Genomic DNA, 18,309 nt, shown 5'->3' on the forward strand with positions numbered 1-18,309 from the left:
ATCGAGAATCGCGCAGGTCATGGAAAACAGGAAGGAGAATTCGCTTGCCTTGACTAAGGCGTTGCAGTGACTCGCCGAGGCGGCAGCGTGGCCGGGGATTGGCGGAGAGCGGCACAGGGATGTACCGCGGCGGCGAGTAAGACAGGATGTCTGACCGAGCCGAGGAGCCAGTCCCCGGCCGCGCTGGCGCCGCTTACCGAAGTCCGCGGCTCGCAGGCAAGGGCCTGATCGTACTCTAGAAAACCGTACCCTCACCCCAACCCCTCTCCCGACGGGAGAGGGGCTTTATGTACCTCGCGTTGTTTCAAGACCCCGGCACACTGGTCGATGACTACGCCATGAAAGACCTCAGCACGATTGACTGCTCATGACTCCAAAGCCGTGCTCGCCTGCGGCGTCTTCGGCACACCGCGCGCACGTCGTACCAGCGCTGCTGCGCCGTTGCTCATGTCATCGAGAATCGCGTAGATCGTCGGCAGGAACAGCAGACTCACCACTGTCGAAAACGCCAGCCCGCCCGCGATCGCGCGGGCCATCGGGAAGTACGGTGGGCCGTCGCTGAACATGGTGGTGCTGGTCAGCGAGATCGGCACCATCGCCAGGATGGCGGTGCCCATGGTCATCATGATCGGCCGCAAGCGCTCGCGTGAGCCTTCGATCAGCGCCTGCGTGCGACCCATGCCGCGGCGGCGCAGATTGTTGATGTGCTCGATCATCACGATGCCGTTGTTCACCACCACTCCCATCAGCACCAGAATGCCGATGAAGGACATGATGCCGAACGAAGTGCCGGTGATCCAGAACAACCAGAACACCCCGAAGATCGAAAACAGCACGCCGCTCATGATCGCCGCCGGAAACAGCAGCGACTCGAACACTGCCGCCATCACCACGTAAATCATCACCAGCGCGATCACCAGATTGAACACCATCTGGCCCATCGCTTCGCCGTCGTTCTGATAATCGCCGCCGTCGAAGGTATAGCTGTAACCGGCCGGGAAGCTCATCGCCTTGAGCGGTTTTTCCATCGCCGCGCGCGCCTCGGGCACGGTCACCTTTTCGGCCAGATTGGCCTTGATGGTCAACGTGGTCTGCCGATTGGTGCGGCCGATCTGCGTCGCCGCCGGGCGAATCTGCACATCCACCAGACTGAGCAACGGCACGCTGCGTCCATCTTTGGTACGCACCGTGAAGCTGGCCAGATCCTCAGGCTTGCTCTGTTCGGCGCCGGCAAAGCGCACCCACACCGGCACCTCGTTGTCGCCGCGGCGGAACTCGCGTAGCGGCGTACCACGCAATGCCAGCCCGACGAAACTCGCCACCTGCTCGGCACTGAAACCGAAGGCCGCTGCACGCTCGCGATCGACGCGGATCGCCAACTCGCTGGTGCGGTCGCCGGTGTCCACGTGCACATCGCGCAATTCCTTGCGCTGTGCCAGCAATGGAATCACGTCTTCAGCCAGCGCCTGCAATGCCTGGGTCGAATCGCCGACCAACTGCACCTGCACACCTTGATTGCCGCTGCCGCCATCGCCCTGATTGCCGATGCTGTAATCGGCGCGCGCCGAACGCGGCAGGGCCTTGCGGATCTGCTCAAGCAATGCGGGCAGGTCTTTGACCTTGCTCGCGTCAAAGGTCACCGTGGTGCTGCTGCCTTCCACCTCGCTGAACCACGAATACACCTGGGTGATGTGGTACTTGTCGCGATTGGCTTCCAGGAAATTTTCGACCCGCCCGATTTCCTCGCCGAGCTGCTCATGCGTGTACGAGCCTTTCCATTGGTACTGGATGAAGGCCTCGTTGCCGCCATCGCCGCCGAACATGTCGACCTTGGTCAACTTCATCGGCACCAGGCTGATCACGCTCACCAACACAATGCCGGCCACGCTCCAGCCGCGATGGGCCAGCGTCCATGCCAGCACCTTGGCGTAACGGCGCTGCAGCCGCGCGATCACCCCATGTTCGGAGGTCACCATCGGCGGTGTCTTCATACGCGCCGACAACATCGGAATCAGGCTGATCGCCACCAGCCACGAGGCCAGCAACGACACCGAAATGGTGATCGCGATCTGCGCCATGAAGATGCTGATGTTGTTGGTCTCGCCGAACAGATTGGGCACGAACACGATGCAGTGACACAAGGTGCCGGCGCTGAGTGCGATCGCCACGCTGCGCGTGCCAAGCAAGGCCGCCAGCTGCGGTTGGCCGGGCATGCGCTCGCGTTCCTGGTAGATGCTTTCCACCACCACCACCGCATTGTCCACCAACATGCCGACCGCCAGCAGCAAGCCCATCATGGTCAGGATGTTGAGCGTGACGCCGACGAAGTACATGAAGCCCAGCGTGATCGCAAAGCAGATCGGAATCGCCAGCGTCACCATCAGCGTCGAGGGCCAATGACGCAGAAAGAAGAACAGCACCGTGATCGACAACAACAAGCCCACCGCACCGGCTTCGGCCAGTTCGGCCAGCGAGGAGGTCACCGCCTTGCCCTGGTTGTCGATCACCTTGACCTGCACATCGCGCATCGCAGGCTCGGCACGGATATCTTCGACTTCCTTCAACGCGGCCTTGGACACATCCACCAGGTTGGCGCTGCGCTCCTTGTAGACATCCAACCCAATCGCCGGGCGCCCGTCCAACCGACGTCCGTAATTCATTCGCGTGGGCTTGAGCCGCACCTGCGCAATATCGCCCAGACGCAAGCCCTTGGCATTGAGTACCAGCTCGCGCAACTCCTGCAGATCGCGCAGTTCGCCGATCGGCTGCACGCGGATGCGCTGGCCGTTGTCATCGATCTGGCCAGCAGATACCGAGAAATTGAGCTTGCTCAGGCGCTCGCTCAAATCGTTGAGGCTGAGGTCGTGCGCGGTCAGCCGATCCGGCGCGATGGCGATCTCGACCTCGTTTGGCGGTGCGCCGGAGATCTCCACCTTGGCCACGCCGGGAATCCGTTCGATACGCCGCTTGAACTCGCGGTCGAGCATGTCGTAGGCGCCGGTCAAGTCGGTCTGGCTGGCCAGACGCACCTTGAGCACCGGTTCGTCGCTGCTGGACCATTTGAAGATATGGAAGCGCTGCAGATCCTCCGGAAAATCATCGCGAATGGCATCCAGCCGCTCGCGCGCATCCGATGCGGCGATGGCGATGTCGCGGTCCCAGTCGGAGAACTCGATGAAGATATTCGCGCCATCGGCGGTGGCAGTGGAGCGCATGCGCTTGATGCCGGTCATTGTCGCCAGCGCTTCCTCGGCCGGCCGCACCAGGTTGCGTTCCACCTCGTCCGGCGTAGAGCCGGTGTACGGCAGTTGCACGAACAGGAACGGTGCGGAAATGTCCGGCAGTGCTTCCAGCGGCAGCCGGAAGGCGGCGATCAACCCCACCACCACCAGCGACACGAAGCACATGATGGTGGTGACCGGACGACGGATGCTGAAGGCGGCAACGCTCATAGCGCCTCCAGTCCGTCGCTGTTATCGCGCGCCGGCGCCTGCTGCCGCGCCATGCGCCGGCCGCGCTCCAGGTAGTACGCGTCCGCGCGGCGATCCAGCAAGTCGTACACCACCGGAATCACCAGCAGGGTCAGCAACGTGGACACCAGCAGGCCGCCGATCACGGTGATCGCCATCGGCGCGCGCACCTCTGCGCCCTCGCCCATGGCCACCGCCAGCGGCAGGAAGCCGAACAGCGTGCACAGCGTGGTCATCACGATCGGCCGCAACCGCGAGCGCGCGCCTTCGATCAAGGCCTCGCGCTTGGGCACGCCTTCTTCGCGCAACTGATTGACCTTGTCGATCAGGATGATGGCGTTCTTGGTCACCAGACCCACCAGCAGGATCAGGCCGATGAACACCACCACCGAGACCGGCTTGTCGGTCATCAACAGCGCCAGCACCGCACCCACCATCGCCAGCGGAATGGTGAACAGGATGACGAACGGATGCAGCAGCGATTCGAACTGCGAGGCCATCACCAGATAGACCAGAAAGATCGCCAGACCGAACGCGAACAACAGCGACTTCACCGATTGCGCCAGTTCCTCGCCCTGCCCGCCGATATGCATGCCCACGCCGGCGGCCAGCGGATCGTTGCGCACCATCGACTCGACCTCGCGCACCGCGCCGCCCAGATCCATGTCATGCAGGCTGGCCGACACGATCGCCACCCGGGTCTGATCGGCGCGATGGATCTCGCTCGGCCCGGTCGTCGCCAAGACCTCGGCCACCGCTGCCAGACGCACCGGTCGGCTGCTGCCCGGGTTGACGATCAGCTGCCGGATCGCCTCCACACTGGCGCGGTCGCTGTGCTGCGCACGCACCAGCACATCGATCTTGCGATCGCGAAAGCTGTAGCGCGTAGCCACATCGCCGCGCACCTTCTTGACGATGACATCGGCGATCTGGCGCGTGGTCAGCCCCAACGCACCGGCGCGCTCCTGATCGAACCGGATCTGGATTTCCGGAAAGCCCTCTTCCACCGTCGATTTGACGTCGGCGTAATGACCATTGGCACGCAGCATCGCCGCCAACTTCTGCCCGGCGCGTTCCAGCTCGCCCAGATCCTGCCCGCGCAGCTCCACTTCCAGCGGCGTGGAGAAGCTGAACAATGCCGGCCGTGCGAAATCCACCTGCGCCCCTGGGTGCCCGACCATGCTGCTGCGCAGCCGCTCGGTGGCCGCCGCCTCCACTGCAGGGCTGCCGCCACCGGCCATCACCACGGTGAGCTTGCCGATGTTCTCGCCGCTCTCGGTGGGGTTGGCGTCCAGCCGCGTGCCGCTGCCGCTGACGCCATACAACGAGGCGATGCCCGGATCCTTGTCATGCGCCAGCTGCAACTCGCGCACCAATGCATCGGTCTGCGCCAGCGGCGTGCCGGAAGGCAGCTTCACCGTCATTTCGAAGCGGTCCTGCGCCAGCTGCGGGATCAGGTCAGCACCCAGCATCGGCACCAGAAACACCGTGCCGATAAACGCAGCCGCCGCCAATCCCAGCACCAGGCCGGGCCGCCGCAAGGCGGCCGGCAACATCGCCAGATAGCCACGCTCGGCGCGCCCATACGGCGCCATCGCCAGGTCGCTGGCCTTGCGCATCACCGGCGAGACCACCCGCGCAACGCCACGCCACAGCTTGACTACCGCCCACGCCGCACCGAAGAACGCGTAACGCACGCTCGCGCCGGCACCATGCCGGCCTGCGGCCACTGGCTTGAGCCAGCGCTGCTCGGGTTGCCACTGCGGATGGCTCGGCTCGTCCGGGAACGCCATCGGCGGCGCGCCCTTGAGCGAACTCAGCATCGGAATCAAGGTCATCGATACCACCAGCGAAATCGCAATCGCAATCGCCACCGTCATCGCCTGATCGCGGAACAGCTGCCCGGCAATCCCTTCGACGAACACCAGCGGCAGAAACACCGCAATCGTGGTCAGCGTGGAGGCCATCACGGCCATGCTCACTTCGCGGGTGCCGGCAATGGCCGCATCCAGCACGCTCAAACCGCGCTCGCGCGCCTTGGCGATGCTTTCCAGTACCACGATCGAATCGTCCACCACCAGGCCTGTGGCCAGTGCCAGCCCACCCAGCGACATCACGTTGAGGCTCAAGCCAAGCTGGCCCATGAAGAAGAACGTGGTGATGATCGACACCGGCAACGACAGGCTGATCACGAAGGTGCTCCAGCCATCGCGCAGGAACAGGAAGATGATCAGGATCGCCAGCACGCCGCCGATCACCGCATCCTTCTTGACGTCGCTGATCGCGTGTTCGATGAAGTGCGACTGGTCCTCGATGGTGGTGATCTCCACATCGCCGGGCACGGTCGCCTTCAACTGCTCCAACCGCTTACGCAACGCAGCCGCCGTGGACACGGTGTTGGCATCGCCTTCCTTGTAGATCGCCAGTTCCACCGTTTCCTTGCCGCCCAGGCGGATGATCGCCTCGCGTTCCTTGTAGCCCTGGCGAACCTGCGCCACATCTTTCAATCGCACCGGCATGCCGCCGGCAATACTGCTGCTGGCCGACGACGAGGTGCTCTGCACTTCGGCCGCTGCCGCCAATGCCGCCTGCGAGCCGGTGGATGCGGCAATCGCATACATCTGCTGCATCGCTGCTTCCGCCGCGCTGCCGCTGCTGCTTTGCGTGGTCACCAGCATGTTGCGAATCTCGTCCAGATCCACGAACTGGTTGACCGTGCGCACCAGATACCGCTGCGAGCCTTCTTCCAGGCGGCCGCCGGAGATGTTGACGTTCTCTTCCTTGAGCCGGGTGATCACGTTGTCGATCGGCAGATTGAGCTGGGCGAGTTTCTGCTGGTCGATATCGACCTGGATCTCGTCTTCCAGCCCGCCGCCGACCTTGACCGCGGCCACGCCAGCCACCGGTTCGAGCTTCTTCTTCAGATCCTCGTCGGCGTAACGACGCAAGCCGGTGAGCTGGCGAATCGCGTCGCTGTCGGAGGCCGGCGCCTGCTTGGGCGACAGCGCAAGCCGCATGATCGGCTCGGTCGAGGGATTGAAGCGCAACAGCACCGGCGGCTTGGTTTCCAGCGGCAGCGACAGGGCTTCCATCTTGTCGCGCACTTCCAGGCCGGCCTGGTCCATGTTGGTGCCCCAGGCGAATTCCAGCACCACATCGCTTTGCCCGGTGCGCGAGATCGACTTGAGCTTGCGCAGGTTCTTGACCACGCCGACCGCTTCTTCCACCGGCTCGGTCACCAGCGTCTCGATTTCCGCCGGCGCCGCACCGGTGTATTCGGTGCGCACGGTCAGCGTGGGATAGCTCAGATCCGGCAGCAGATTGACCTTGAGGCTGCGCAGCGCGATCAGCCCGAACAGCAGCATGGTCACGGTGATCATCGCGATGGTCACCCGCCGCCGCGTGGCGAAGGCCACCAGGCCGCCCCCCCCTCCGGGCAAGGGCGCATGCGGGTCGTGCACGGGTCCGTGCGCGTTGCCGTGATCGCTCATGAGCGCGTCTCATCGCTGCCGGTCTTGTCGCCGGCTGCCGGTGCCGCCGCAGCCACCGGCTTGCGCTCGGGCTGGCCGATGATCTGCACCGCCGTGCCATCGCGCAGCGCCACCTTGCCGGCGGTGACCACCTGGTCGCCCTCTTTCAGGCCTTGCCGCACTTCCAGCCACGGGCCTTCGGCATAGCCGAGTTTCACCGGCACCCGGCTGGCCTTGCCGTTACGCACCACGAATACCGCCGGCTCGCCATCGTCCAGCAGCGCCAGGCGCGGAATCACCAAGGCATCCTTGCGCTGGTCGTAATCGATGCGGATGCGCCCGAACATGCCCGGCTGCAGCGCTTCGGCGCCCTGGCCGAACGCACACACCACACGGAACGTGCCACTGCCCGAATCCACCACCGGCGCGATGCGATCGACCTTGCCGATGAATTGCTGGCCCGGCAATGCGTCGGCGAGCAAGGTCACCGGCTGGCCGGATTTGAGCGTGGCCAGTTCGCGCTCGGGCACGTTGAGCGTGGCTTCCAGCTGCGAGTCGTCGACGATGCGGAAGATCGGCGTATTGATCTGCACGAAGTTGCCGGTCTTGATCGAACGCGAGGCGATCACCCCGGAAATCGGCGCCTGTACCGTGGTGTAGGACAACTCCAGCGATGCGAGCCGGTACTGCGCGCGGCTGTTTTCGACATCGAATTTGAGCTGGTCGACATCGGCGGCACTGACCAATTGCTGGCCGACCAGTTGCGTGGCACGGCGATAGCTGTTTTCCAGCTTGCGCAATTGCGCCTCGCTTTGCGCCACCGCCAGATGCGCGCGGTCCGGGTCCAGCCGTACCAATGCCTGGCCAGCCGACACTTTTTGCCCCTCTTCCACCATCACAGCCAACGCCACGCCGGAAGTCTTGGCCACCACCTGTGCTTCGGCACGCGGCTCCAGCGCAGCGGTGCCGGTATAGCTGGCCGCCACCGCACGGCGCGCGGCCTTGGCGATTTCCACCGGCACCGCGTCGACAGCTTTCTTTTCCTCGGCGGCCTTGGCCTCGCCGTCTCCGGTCTTGCAACCGCCCAGCAGCAGGCTAGTGGTGATCAACAACGCGGCGGCGCAGGTTCCGCTGCGGCCGGGCAAGAAAGAGAGTGGCGACATCGTCGTGTCCTAGTGGATGCGTGAACAGGTGTTGTAGGCAAGTAAACCACCCAGACGATCATGTCGCCAATGCGCCAAAGGTCATGGTCTGTTCAAGTTCGCCTATTCACCCCCGGTTTGCGTCGCGCCAAATCGCAGGCATACTCGGACCGGTTCCGTCACGCCCCCACGTGCGGACGCTCAATCAGTCTTCCGGATACGAAACCATGCGCCCGCAGCCGCTCGCCGCTTGTCTCGCTCTGGTCGTCTTCCTGCCGTTTGGGGGCGCATCAGCGACACCGTCAATCCCGCCTGCAGTTCCGTCCACGCCTGCGCCCGCCGCAGCAGTAGCAGCACCTGCAGCGCCCACCGGTAATCCGTCGAATGGTCGGATGCTGGCTTACACCTGCCAGGGCTGCCATGGCGTGACCGGCTACAAGAACGCCTACCCCAGTTATCGCGTGCCCAAGATCGGCGGCCAGTCCAGCCAGTACCTCACGCAGGCGCTGACCGAATACCGCCAGGGCAAACGCAAACATCCGACCATGCAGGCACAGGCGCAGAGCTTTTCCGAGCAGGATATCGCCGATATCTCCGCCTATCTGTCCACTCTCAAATAAGCGCCCACATGACGAACGCCCTGTACGCTCCGCGTCTAGCCATCGCCCTGGTCGCTGCCCTGATGCTGGCGGCCTGCTCCCAATCCCAGGTGGAATCCACCGATCATTCTGCCGGCGATGCCGGCCACGCCAGCGGCGAACACGGCTCCGGCTCGTCGGCCGGCCTGCCGACCGGCCGCGCCGCCGCCGGCGACAAGTTGGCTCATGCAAAGGGCAAAGCCACCGGCCAGAGCTGCGTGGATTGCCACGGTGCCGATGGCAATGCGCCGATCGACCCCAGCTATCCCAAACTCGGCGGGCAGTACGGCGACTATCTTGCGCATGCCTTGCAGGCCTACCGCAGCGGTGACCGCCAACACGTGTTGATGACCGCGCAGGCCACCGCGTTGAGCGACCAGGACATCGCCGATCTGGCGGCGTATTTCGGTGCACGGCAGACGCAGTTGCGCGATCTGCACGGCGTCAATTGAGTCTTAGCGTGCGTGCCATATCGGGCGCACGCTCCGTCTCATTCCGAATGAAAAACCACTTGCGCGAACCTTAACAGGCCGCTATCATTTCGTTCTCAGTTTCGTGGGGCCATAGCTCAGCTGGGAGAGCGCCTGCATGGCATGCAGGAGGTCGGCGGTTCGATCCCGCCTGGCTCCACCACTCCTGGCATTAGGCCGTCAGGATGACAACTCAGGTTTTGATACGCGTCCCCATCGTCTAGAGGCCTAGGACACCACCCTTTCACGGTGGACACCGGGGTTCGAATCCCCGTGGGGACGCCAATCATCTGAAAGCCTCGGCACTGCCGGGGCTTTTTTTTGCCTGCTTTTTGTTGCGACCACTGCGAGCGAGCAGATGCATTAGGCGATGCACCCAGCGGCAGATGCATCCAGAAAAATTTTTCTACGAATTACTTCCCAAGCGCTCTCTATGTCGCTATGATTGCCGGCTCGCAACACTGCGGGGCCATAGCTCAGCTGGGAGAGCGCCTGCATGGCATGCAGGAGGTCGGCGGTTCGATCCCGCCTGGCTCCACCAAATTCTAGACATAGGCCGTCTGGAATCTACAACCAGGTTTTGATACGCGTCCCCATCGTCTAGAGGCCTAGGACACCACCCTTTCACGGTGGACACCGGGGTTCGAATCCCCGTGGGGACGCCAATCATCCAGAAGCCCCGGCACTGCCGGGGCTTTTTTTGCCTGACGTTTACGTGTGCGCCCCACTCTGCTTCGAACGCGTTGCAAGAACATTCCCGCAGTGCATGCAGCGAGCCAATCACTGATCGAATCTTCTACGCGCGCAAATCGCTGCAGGAGCCACGCAGGCTAATTCGCGCGCACTACTTACCGCGCGCTACTTACTGAGCAACGAACGTCTACGCAAAGAACTGCGTCAGGTCTGCCCGTCATCCAATGCCTTGCGACCTTCGTGAGTGAGATCGATATCGCCGTCTTCGGCCTGTGTCGCGTAGCCGGCGCGCACCGCCCAATTGGCTTCTTCGTCGGCGACCGGCGTGGTGTCGTGGATGTCGCGAAGAATGCGCAGTTGCTGCGTAGAGTCAAAATCCATGGAGGCCACCTGCTTGAAAGAGCCTTCCACGGTACGGACCGGGCGTGATGGTTGCGTGCCTGCATGTCATTCCACGCGCATCGAGATCATCCCGCGTGCATGCGCTCGCGCTGCGCAATGCCATGCCATGCCGATCATGTGCCCGCGCGTGCGAACAGAACGCACTGCGCCACAACACAGACATACCCCACATCGCACGGTTCGACCGGGGGGGCGAAAAAAGCCCCCCGCACGCGACAACCTCAGCGTGCGTCATGAAGCAAATCAGCAGACCCATCACGCCTTTCATCACAAGCAAACCACCAAAGCAAAAAAGCCCCTCCAGATTTCGCCGGAAGGGCTTTCGCTTGTACTGCAGTAACCTGGTGCCGAAGGTGGGACTCGAACCCACACGCTTTTAAGGGCGGCGGATTTTGAATCCGCTGCGTCTACCGATTCCGCCACTTCGGCGTGGCCGCGCAGTATAGCGAGTCGCGAGCGAAACGAACAGTGTCAGGACGTGGCTGACGAATTCAGCTGCAAGCGGGGTCTGCAACCCGTGGGCGAACCGCTGCCGATATACTGGCCGACTTACGTGAAGGAGTGGGCAATGTCGGTGTTGCGTGGAATTCGGGTACTCGTGGTCGAAAACGATGACATGAATGCCATGCTGCTCGAGTTGCAGCTCGTCCAGGCTGGCGCCGCCGTGCTGGGCCCTGTTGGAGAAGTCGCCGAAGCGTTGCAGCTGATCAATGCCGACGCGCCCGATATTGCAGTGCTGGATTACCGTCTCGGCAATGGTCAGACCAGCGAGCCGATCGCCCGGCTGTTGTCGGAGCTCGGAATTCCGTTCGTGCTGGCCACCGGTGTTGCCAGCGGCAGCATCCCGAGCGGCTTTGAACGCGGCGTGATCCTGACCAAGCCCTATTTGTCCGAAGAACTGGTCGGCGCCCTGTCCAGGGCGCGGCAGCTGAGCGACGCAAACAGCTAAAGCAACGAACAGCACCACCACACAGCGCAAAGCGAGCGCGGCCGCCGTTGGAAATCCGCAGGTTTCCACCTATGTCGCAGTTTGTGCGTGCCCGCATCTAATGGTGGACACCTGCTGCGCTTGTCAGCTGGTCCAAAGCAGTCGCTACCACCCTGGTTGCCACTAGAATCGTGGATTGAAGGTTTACAGGCGGGCCGCCGGATGGATAGCGCCGTATTGCCGTTTGCCGGCCTGCTGCCGGAGACGAGCGAAACTGCCGTGTTGTTGCATGCCTCCACGTGCGCTGCCGACACGTTGTTGCGCAACAGTGCGGCATTGCGCACCACCTTGTCGGTGTGTCTGCACGCGCAGGTTCCTATGCTGCTGGTCTGGGGCGAGGCGTCGCACTGCATCTACAACGATGCCTGCATTGCGTTACTGGGTGAGCGGCATCCGGCGGCATTCGGACAACCGCTTGCAACACTGACGCTTGCAACACCGACCAAAGCGCGTGCCTCCAACGGCGTGCGTGTCGAAGCGACGCCTGCACTGAATCTGGCGGCGTGGTCGTGCAGCCCGGTGTTGGATGCCGGCGAACGCGTAGGCTCGTTGTATGTTGCCGGCACACCAGCCGCCAACATCCGCGCTGCCGGCAGCGACCCCGAGCCGCTTGCCGCGTCCACGGCACTCGATCAATCGCCCGCCTTCATGGCGGTGCTGCGCGGACCCGACTACATCATCGAAAGCGTCAATCAACGCTTCCACGAACTGGTTGGCGAGCGTCTGCTGATTGGTCGCCCGTTGGTCGAAGCGATGCCGGAAATCGTCGACCAGGGCTACCTGGGTCTGCTCGATGAAGTGCGTCGCAGTGGCCAGCCCTTCATTGGCGAATCGATGACCGCCTACCTGCAGCGCACGCCCGGCAGTGCGCTGGATGAAACCTTCGTGGATTTTCTCTATCAGCCGATGCGCGATAGCGAAGGCTGTATCGATGCGATTCTGGTACACGGATTCGACGTCACCCAACAACGCCGCGGCGAGAGTCGCGACAGTTTCCTGTTGATGCTCGAGGACGCGCTGCAGCACGTGTCCGATCCGCGCCAGATCATCGACACCAGCGTGCGTTTGCTCGGCGAACATCTGCAGGCCAATCGCTGTGCGTTCGGTCTGGCGGGCGCGGACGGCAAGACCATGCACGTGATCAGCGACCACGTGCAGGACATGCCGAGCCTGCAAGGCGATTTCCCATTGGAAGTGGCGCAAGGACTGCGCGATGCCTTGCTGGAAAATCGCCCGTGGTTCACCACCGATGCCACCGCGCCCGGTGCGCCTGACTATGTGGCGGAGCAATATCGCCGCTCCGGCCTGCGTGCATCGCTGGCCATTCCGTTGCACAAACACGGCCGCCTGGTCGCGGCGATCGGCGTGCATCAGCGTGCACCGCGACGCTGGTTGTCGACCGAGATCGAACTGGTCCGCCTGGTCGCGGCACGCTGCTGGGAATCCATGCAACGGGCCAAGACGCAGCAGCAACTGGCTGCCAGCGAAGCACGTCTGCGGCGCCTGGCAGACACGCTGCCGCAGATCATTTTCATTGCCGCAGCGGATGGGCATCCGCACTACTTCAACCAACGTTGGTACGAGTACACCGGGCTGAATCCCGCAGACAGCCAAGCGGCTGCATGGCAGCAAGCGCATACCGCCGATGGCCTGCAACTGTCCGCGCAGGCGTGGACGCAGGCATTGCGTGGCGAGCGCGCTTACGAGGTCGAATGCGAACTGCGGCGGCACGACGGCCAGACGCGCTGGCATCTAGCGCGTGCGCTGCCGGTGCGCGGTGACGATGGCGGCATCAGCGAATGGATCGGTACCTATACCGATATCCACGACAGGCGCGCGTTCGAGCAGCAATTGCGCGAAAGTGAGACGCGCTTCCGCGCCTTGTGCGAGACCGTGCCGGCAATGATCTGGATGTCCGACGCGCAAGGCGACTGCGTGTACTGGAATCCGCGCTGGTACGACTTCACCGGGCAGGCCGAAGACCAGGCCATGGATCAGGGCTGGTGGGATGTGATGCATCCTGACGATGCCGCACGCGTGCGCGACGCCTTCGAACAATCGCTGCAGCAGCGCGGTGAATTTCTGGCCGAATACCGCGTGCGTCGCCATGACGGGCAATACCGTTGGTGCATCGATAACGCCTCGCCGCACTTCGCCAGCGATGGACGTTTTCTGGGCCACATCGGCTCGCTCACCGACATCTCCGAACGCAAGCACATCGAAGATGCCACTGCCTCGGACCGCGCCATCCTGAGTCTGATCACCACCGGCGCACCGCTGCAGGTGGTGCTGGACGCCATCGCCTTGAGCGTGGAGGCGCGTGGCGAAATCCCCTTGTATTGCGCGGTGATGGTGCTGGATGAAGTACGAAAAACACTGAGCTTCGGCTCGGCGCCACATTTTCCAATCGAGTACCGCGGGCCGTTCGAAGCATCGCCGATCGGGCTGAGCGGTCCGCCCTGCGCGCGCTCGGCCTATCTTGGCCGGCAAGTGATCTGCGAGGACATCCAGGCAGACCCCGGCTTCAGCGACCATCACGCCGTCTCGTCGGCATTGGGCATCGTGGCTTGTTGCGTGACGCCGATCCTGGACAGCAATGGCCAGGTGCTGGGCACGCTCAACATCTATTACGACCGTACTCACCTGCCCTCGCTGCGCGAACAGGCGATGGCGCGCTCTGCATCGCATCTGGCCGGCATCGTCATCGAACGCACGCGCGTGGATGCCAAGCTCAAGCTGTCGCTGCAGGCCGAAACCACCGCGCGCGGCCAGGCCGAACATGCCAGCCGGGTCAAGGACGAGTTTCTGGCCACGCTCAGCCACGAATTGCGCACGCCGCTCAACGCCATCCTGGGCTGGTCGCGGCTGATGCAGTCGGACATCTTCGAGCCAGCCAATCTGGGCAAGGGCATGGTCATCATCGAGCGCAGCGCGCGCGCGCAAACGCAGATCATCGACGACCTGCTGGACATGAGCGCGATCCTGTCCGGCAAGCTTCGCCTGCAGCCGGAGCATTTCGACATCGCCGGGCTGGCGCGCAGCACGGTGGAATTGATGCAGCCGGCCGCATTCGCACGCGAGATCAGCCTGGAGCTGGATGCGCCCACGCAGGGCGAATTGTGGTTCTTCGGCGATGCCGGGCGCCTGCAGCAGGTGCTGACCAACCTGCTCAGCAACGCGCTCAAGTTTACCGCCCCCGGCGGCACGGTGCGGGTGGCGTTGGACGTCGAAGACGAGCGACTGCGGCTATGCGTGCAGGACAGCGGCATGGGCATTGCGGCCGACTTTCTGCCGCACGTGTTCGACCGTTTTCGGCAGGCCGATGCAGGCACCACACGTCGTGTCGGTGGGTTGGGCTTGGGCTTGTCGATCTCGCGCCAGCTGGTGGATCTGCATGGCGGCAGTCTGGGCGCATCCAGCGAAGGCGAAGGCAAGGGATCGACGTTCACCATCGTGCTGCCGTTTCAGCACGGCGTCAGCGATCTACGTCCGGCCTCGACAGAAACCAAGCAGGTCGGCCCGCTGCCAGCCGATTGCCATGGACGGCTGGAGGGCGTGCGCTTGCTGCTGGTCGACGACGACCAGGATTCACGCGAGGCGGTGATGCAGTTCCTGATGCACGCGGGCGCGCAGGTGCATGCGGCCGGCTCGGTGGACGCCGCCGAACAGTGCCTGGCACAAGTGCAATTCGACGTACTGGTCAGCGACATCGCGATGCCGGTACGCGATGGCTACGATCTCATTCGCACCGTGCGCTCCGGCTGCGCCGACCTACCGCAGCATATTCCGGCGATCGCACTGACCGCCTATGTGCGCGAAGAAGACCGCGACCGCGCCGTCATCGCCGGGTTCGATGCACATATGGGCAAGCCGGTGGAGCCGCCCGGTCTGGTCGATCTGATCGAACGTTTGATGTTGCCGAAGCGCGCGCTACTGGACGAGGTTTGATATCGCTGGGAGCGGCTGACTAAAACGACCTTTGTTTACCATCGGACGCGCACTTTAGATCGACATTGACGATGCTCAACCGCTTCGTGCGCTGCTCGGCCAGTGCGTTGCGGAGATAGGTCAACGCCTAGTAGATCAAAAGCCTAGTGAGTCGAGAGCGCGGTGCCCTCGCCGCTTGCGGGACACGCCGTGAATCCGTCCTTGGAGGCTCAGTGGCGGCATCCATGCCGCCACATGGTCCCGCAAGCGGCGAGGACACCGCACCAGAAAGTTAGTCGGTAGCTGGTTTAAAAATCGCGCCATCTCACGGGTTACATTGGCTTGCTTGTGCAGTTCACAGCACTAGATGAAAGCTAGCGAGTTGAAACGTCATGCACTATGTACTTGCTCGCAACCGTGAACACCGACCATCCTGACTGGTCCTTGCCCGCTCACCGTTGCGGGACCTTATGCGGCATGGATGCCGCAGAAGAGCCTACATGGACGTACTTGCGGCGTGTCCCGCAATGGTGAGCGGGCAAGGGCCCTGCATCCAAGCTGCAGATCAGCGGCTCTACAACTGATCTATCCGCACAGTTGATCTAACCGCAAGGTACAACGCCCCCAAACCAGCAGCCTGGCAACATCACTCAAGTGCGCTTTGCTCGTGCAAACGCAGCTGCCAGCGCGTTGTCGGCCGGCGGTGCAGTGATGCGCGGCTTGTTGTTGCCCTGCCCAGGGCCTCGCCCACCACCGCCATCGCGCCGGCCCTGCCCTGGGCCGCCATTGCCGCGTTGATCGCGTGATTGGGCTGCTGCATCGGCCGGCGGCGGCGTGTCGGACAGGCGGCAGGTCAGCGCGATGCGCTTGCGCGCCACGTCCACTTCCAACACCTTGACCTTGACGATGTCGCCGGCCTTGACCACATCGCGCGGATCCTTGACGAAGGTGTCCGACAACGCCGAGATATGTACCAGACCATCCTGGTGCACGCCGATATCGACGAAGGCGCCGAATGCAGCGACATTGCTGACCACGCCTTCCAGCACCATGCCGGGCTTGAGATGCTTGATGTCCTCGATGCCTTCGGCAAACTGCGCGGCCTTGAACTCGGGGCGCGGATCGCGGCCGGGTTTTTCCAGCTCCTTGAGGATGTCGCGCACGGTCGGTACACCGAATTGTTCGTCTGTGAACAACTCAGGCTTGAGTCCACGCAAAAAGCTGCCATCGCCCAGCAACGCCTTGATCGGCTTGCCGGTGCTGCCGACGATGCGCTCCACCACCGGATAGGCTTCCGGATGCACCGCCGACACGTCCAGCGGCTCGTCGCCATCGGCGATGCGCAGGAAACCGGCGCACTGCTCGAAGGTCTTGTCGCCCAGGCGCGGCACTTTGAGCAAGTCCTTGCGGCGCTTGAACGGACCATTGTCGTCGCGATGGCGCACGATGTTTTCCGCCACCGTGCTCGACAGCCCCGACACCCGCGACAGCAACGCCGCCGAGGCGGTGTTGACGTACACGCCGACCGCGTTGACGCAGTCTTCCACACGCGCTTCCAACGCCTTGGCCAGACGATATTGATCCACGTCGTGCTGGTACTGGCCCACGCCGATCGCCTTGGGTTCGATCTTGACCAACTCGGCCAACGGATCCTGCAGACGCCGCGCGATCGACACCGCGCCGCGCAGCGATACATCCAGATTCGGAAATTCCTTGGCCGCAAATTCTGACGCCGAATACACCGACGCACCGGCTTCGCTGACCACCACCTTCTGCAGTCTGGCCGCGCCGCACAGCGCGATCGCTTCACCGGCCAGCTTGTCGGTCTCGCGGCTGGCGGTGCCGTTGCCGATCGCGATCAGTTCCACGTTGTGCTGCAGGCACAGCTGCTTGATCGTCTGCAGCGACTGATCCCACTGCCGCTTGGGCTCATGCGGATAGATCGTCTCGGTGGCCACCAGCTTGCCGGTGGCATCGACCACGGCGATCTTGCAGCCGGTGCGGATGCCCGGGTCGAGCCCCAGCACCACGCGCGGGCCGGCCGGCGCGGCCAGCATCAGGTCCTTGAGGTTGTCGCCGAACACCGCGATCGCCTCGGCCTCGGCCTTTTCGCGCGCCTGGTTGAACAGGTCCAGCAGCAGATGCATGTGCAGCTTGGCGCGCCAGGTCAGCCGGCAGGCGTCCAGCAGCCAGCGGTCGGCCGGGCGGGCCTGATTAGACACGCCCGCGCTGAGTGCCACCCGGCCTTCGGCGTAATGGTGACCGGCTTCGGCGTCGTTGCCCGGGTCCAGATCCAGATACAGAAATTCCTCGCGACGCGCGCGGAACAACGCCAGCAAGCGGTGCGAGGGAATCTTTGCCAATGATTCGACATGGTCGAAGTAATCGCGGTATTTGGCACCGGCCTCTTCCTTGCCCTCGGCCACGCGCGCGCGGATCACGCCGTTGTCGTTCAACCAGCTGCGCAGCTCGCCGACCAAGGCGGCATCTTCGCCCCAGCGCTCCATCAGGATGGCGCGCGCACCTTCCAGCGCCGCCTTGATGTCGGCAACGCCCTTCTCTGCATCGATGAACGGCGCGGCGGCCACTTCCGGCGCCTGGCTCGGATCGGCCAGCAACCCATCGGCCAGCGGCTCCAGACCGGCTTCGCGCGCGATCTGCGCGCGGGTACGGCGCTTGGGCTTGTACGGCAGGTACAGATCTTCCAGCCGCGATTTGGTGTCGGCCGCGCCGATCTCGTCACGCAATTCGTCGCTGAGCTTGCCCTGCTCGCCGATGCTGGACAGGATCGCTGCGCGGCGCTCTTCCAGCTCGCGCAGATAGGTCAGGCGCGTTTCCAGATTACGTAGTTGGGTGTCGTCCAGACCGCCGGTGACTTCCTTGCGGTAGCGGGCGATGAACGGAACGCTGGCGCCTTCGTCGAGAAGGGCGATGGCGGCGCGCGCCTGAGCGGGTTGGGCACCGATCTCATCGGCGATGGTGCGAGCGATCTGCTGGGCAAGCTGACTATCGATCATGACGGCGCGGTAAGAACCGCTTCACTGAAAAAAGCATTTTCGCAGTGCTGGCCCGCCGCGGGAACCCGTTGACAGGGCACCCGTAAACCTAT

At 63.4% G+C, this 18,309-nt stretch carries 9 protein-coding genes and 5 tRNA genes; 8 read left to right on the top strand and 6 right to left on the bottom strand.

Translation table 11 applies throughout. From position 1 onward, the window contains the following. Nucleotides 1-365: 365 nt before the first annotated feature. From NYR97_RS20245 to NYR97_RS20255, 3 genes are read right to left on the bottom strand one after another with little or no spacing between them, the layout of a single operon-like run. The gene (locus NYR97_RS20245) at nucleotides 366-3,452 is read right to left on the bottom strand and encodes an efflux RND transporter permease subunit (RefSeq protein WP_316695456.1); all 3,087 of its coding nucleotides are present in this window, start codon (nucleotides 3,450-3,452) and stop codon (nucleotides 366-368) included. Further along, nucleotides 3,449-6,961 (bottom strand): efflux RND transporter permease subunit, encoded by a 3,513-nt coding sequence (locus NYR97_RS20250; RefSeq protein ID WP_316695457.1) that lies wholly within the window; start codon nucleotides 6,959-6,961, stop codon nucleotides 3,449-3,451. Before NYR97_RS20250 ends, NYR97_RS20245 begins: the two co-directional genes overlap by 4 nt. Next, nucleotides 6,958-8,103: an efflux RND transporter periplasmic adaptor subunit gene (locus tag NYR97_RS20255; protein WP_205394625.1), complete on the bottom strand. Its 1,146-nt coding sequence runs from the start codon at nucleotides 8,101-8,103 to the stop codon at nucleotides 6,958-6,960. Before NYR97_RS20255 ends, NYR97_RS20250 begins: the two co-directional genes overlap by 4 nt. A gap of 206 nt (nucleotides 8,104-8,309) precedes the next feature. On the opposite strand from NYR97_RS20255, the gene NYR97_RS20260 reads away from it, so the two are divergent. The 6 genes from NYR97_RS20260 (at nucleotide 8,310) to NYR97_RS20285 (ending at nucleotide 9,855) form a co-directional block, all read left to right on the top strand. Then, nucleotides 8,310-8,702 (top strand): c-type cytochrome, encoded by a 393-nt coding sequence (locus NYR97_RS20260; protein WP_316695458.1) that lies wholly within the window; start codon nucleotides 8,310-8,312, stop codon nucleotides 8,700-8,702. Nucleotides 8,703-8,710: 8 nt separating this feature from the next. After that, nucleotides 8,711-9,172 (top strand): c-type cytochrome, encoded by a 462-nt coding sequence (locus NYR97_RS20265; protein ID WP_006452401.1) that lies wholly within the window; start codon nucleotides 8,711-8,713, stop codon nucleotides 9,170-9,172. 105 nt (nucleotides 9,173-9,277) lie between these two features. Further along, nucleotides 9,278-9,353, top strand: a tRNA-Ala gene (locus NYR97_RS20270). 46 nt (nucleotides 9,354-9,399) lie between these two features. Continuing rightward, nucleotides 9,400-9,475: transfer RNA gene (locus NYR97_RS20275), tRNA-Glu, on the top strand. Between the two features lie 180 nt (nucleotides 9,476-9,655). Then, nucleotides 9,656-9,731, top strand: a tRNA-Ala gene (locus tag NYR97_RS20280). A gap of 48 nt (nucleotides 9,732-9,779) precedes the next feature. Then, a tRNA-Glu gene (locus NYR97_RS20285) sits at nucleotides 9,780-9,855 on the top strand. A gap of 232 nt (nucleotides 9,856-10,087) precedes the next feature. On the opposite strand, the gene NYR97_RS20290 is transcribed toward NYR97_RS20285, so the two are convergent. Both NYR97_RS20290 and NYR97_RS20295 read right to left on the bottom strand, forming a co-directional pair. Continuing rightward, nucleotides 10,088-10,264 (bottom strand): hypothetical protein, encoded by a 177-nt coding sequence (locus tag NYR97_RS20290; protein WP_104550866.1) that lies wholly within the window; start codon nucleotides 10,262-10,264, stop codon nucleotides 10,088-10,090. Between the two features lie 363 nt (nucleotides 10,265-10,627). After that, nucleotides 10,628-10,714 (bottom strand) — tRNA-Leu (locus tag NYR97_RS20295). A gap of 139 nt (nucleotides 10,715-10,853) precedes the next feature. Between NYR97_RS20295 and NYR97_RS20300 the strand changes: the two genes are divergently transcribed. Both NYR97_RS20300 and NYR97_RS20315 read left to right on the top strand, forming a co-directional pair. After that, nucleotides 10,854-11,234 carry a response regulator gene (locus NYR97_RS20300; RefSeq protein ID WP_023904110.1) on the top strand — a complete coding sequence of 127 codons (381 nt, stop codon included), beginning with the start codon at nucleotides 10,854-10,856 and terminating at the stop codon, nucleotides 11,232-11,234. A gap of 258 nt (nucleotides 11,235-11,492) precedes the next feature. Next, nucleotides 11,493-15,221 carry a PAS domain S-box protein gene (locus NYR97_RS20315; RefSeq protein WP_425613085.1) on the top strand — a complete coding sequence of 1,243 codons (3,729 nt, stop codon included), beginning with the start codon at nucleotides 11,493-11,495 and terminating at the stop codon, nucleotides 15,219-15,221. Between the two features lie 629 nt (nucleotides 15,222-15,850). Here the strand turns inward: NYR97_RS20315 and NYR97_RS20320 are convergent. Next, nucleotides 15,851-18,217: a Tex family protein gene (locus tag NYR97_RS20320; protein WP_316695461.1), complete on the bottom strand. Its 2,367-nt coding sequence runs from the start codon at nucleotides 18,215-18,217 to the stop codon at nucleotides 15,851-15,853. Between the last annotated feature and the right edge of the window lie 92 nt (nucleotides 18,218-18,309).

Origin of the sequence: Xanthomonas hydrangeae, from assembly GCF_032697525.1 — a bacterium.
Taxonomy (GTDB): domain Bacteria; phylum Pseudomonadota; class Gammaproteobacteria; order Xanthomonadales; family Xanthomonadaceae; genus Xanthomonas; species Xanthomonas hydrangeae.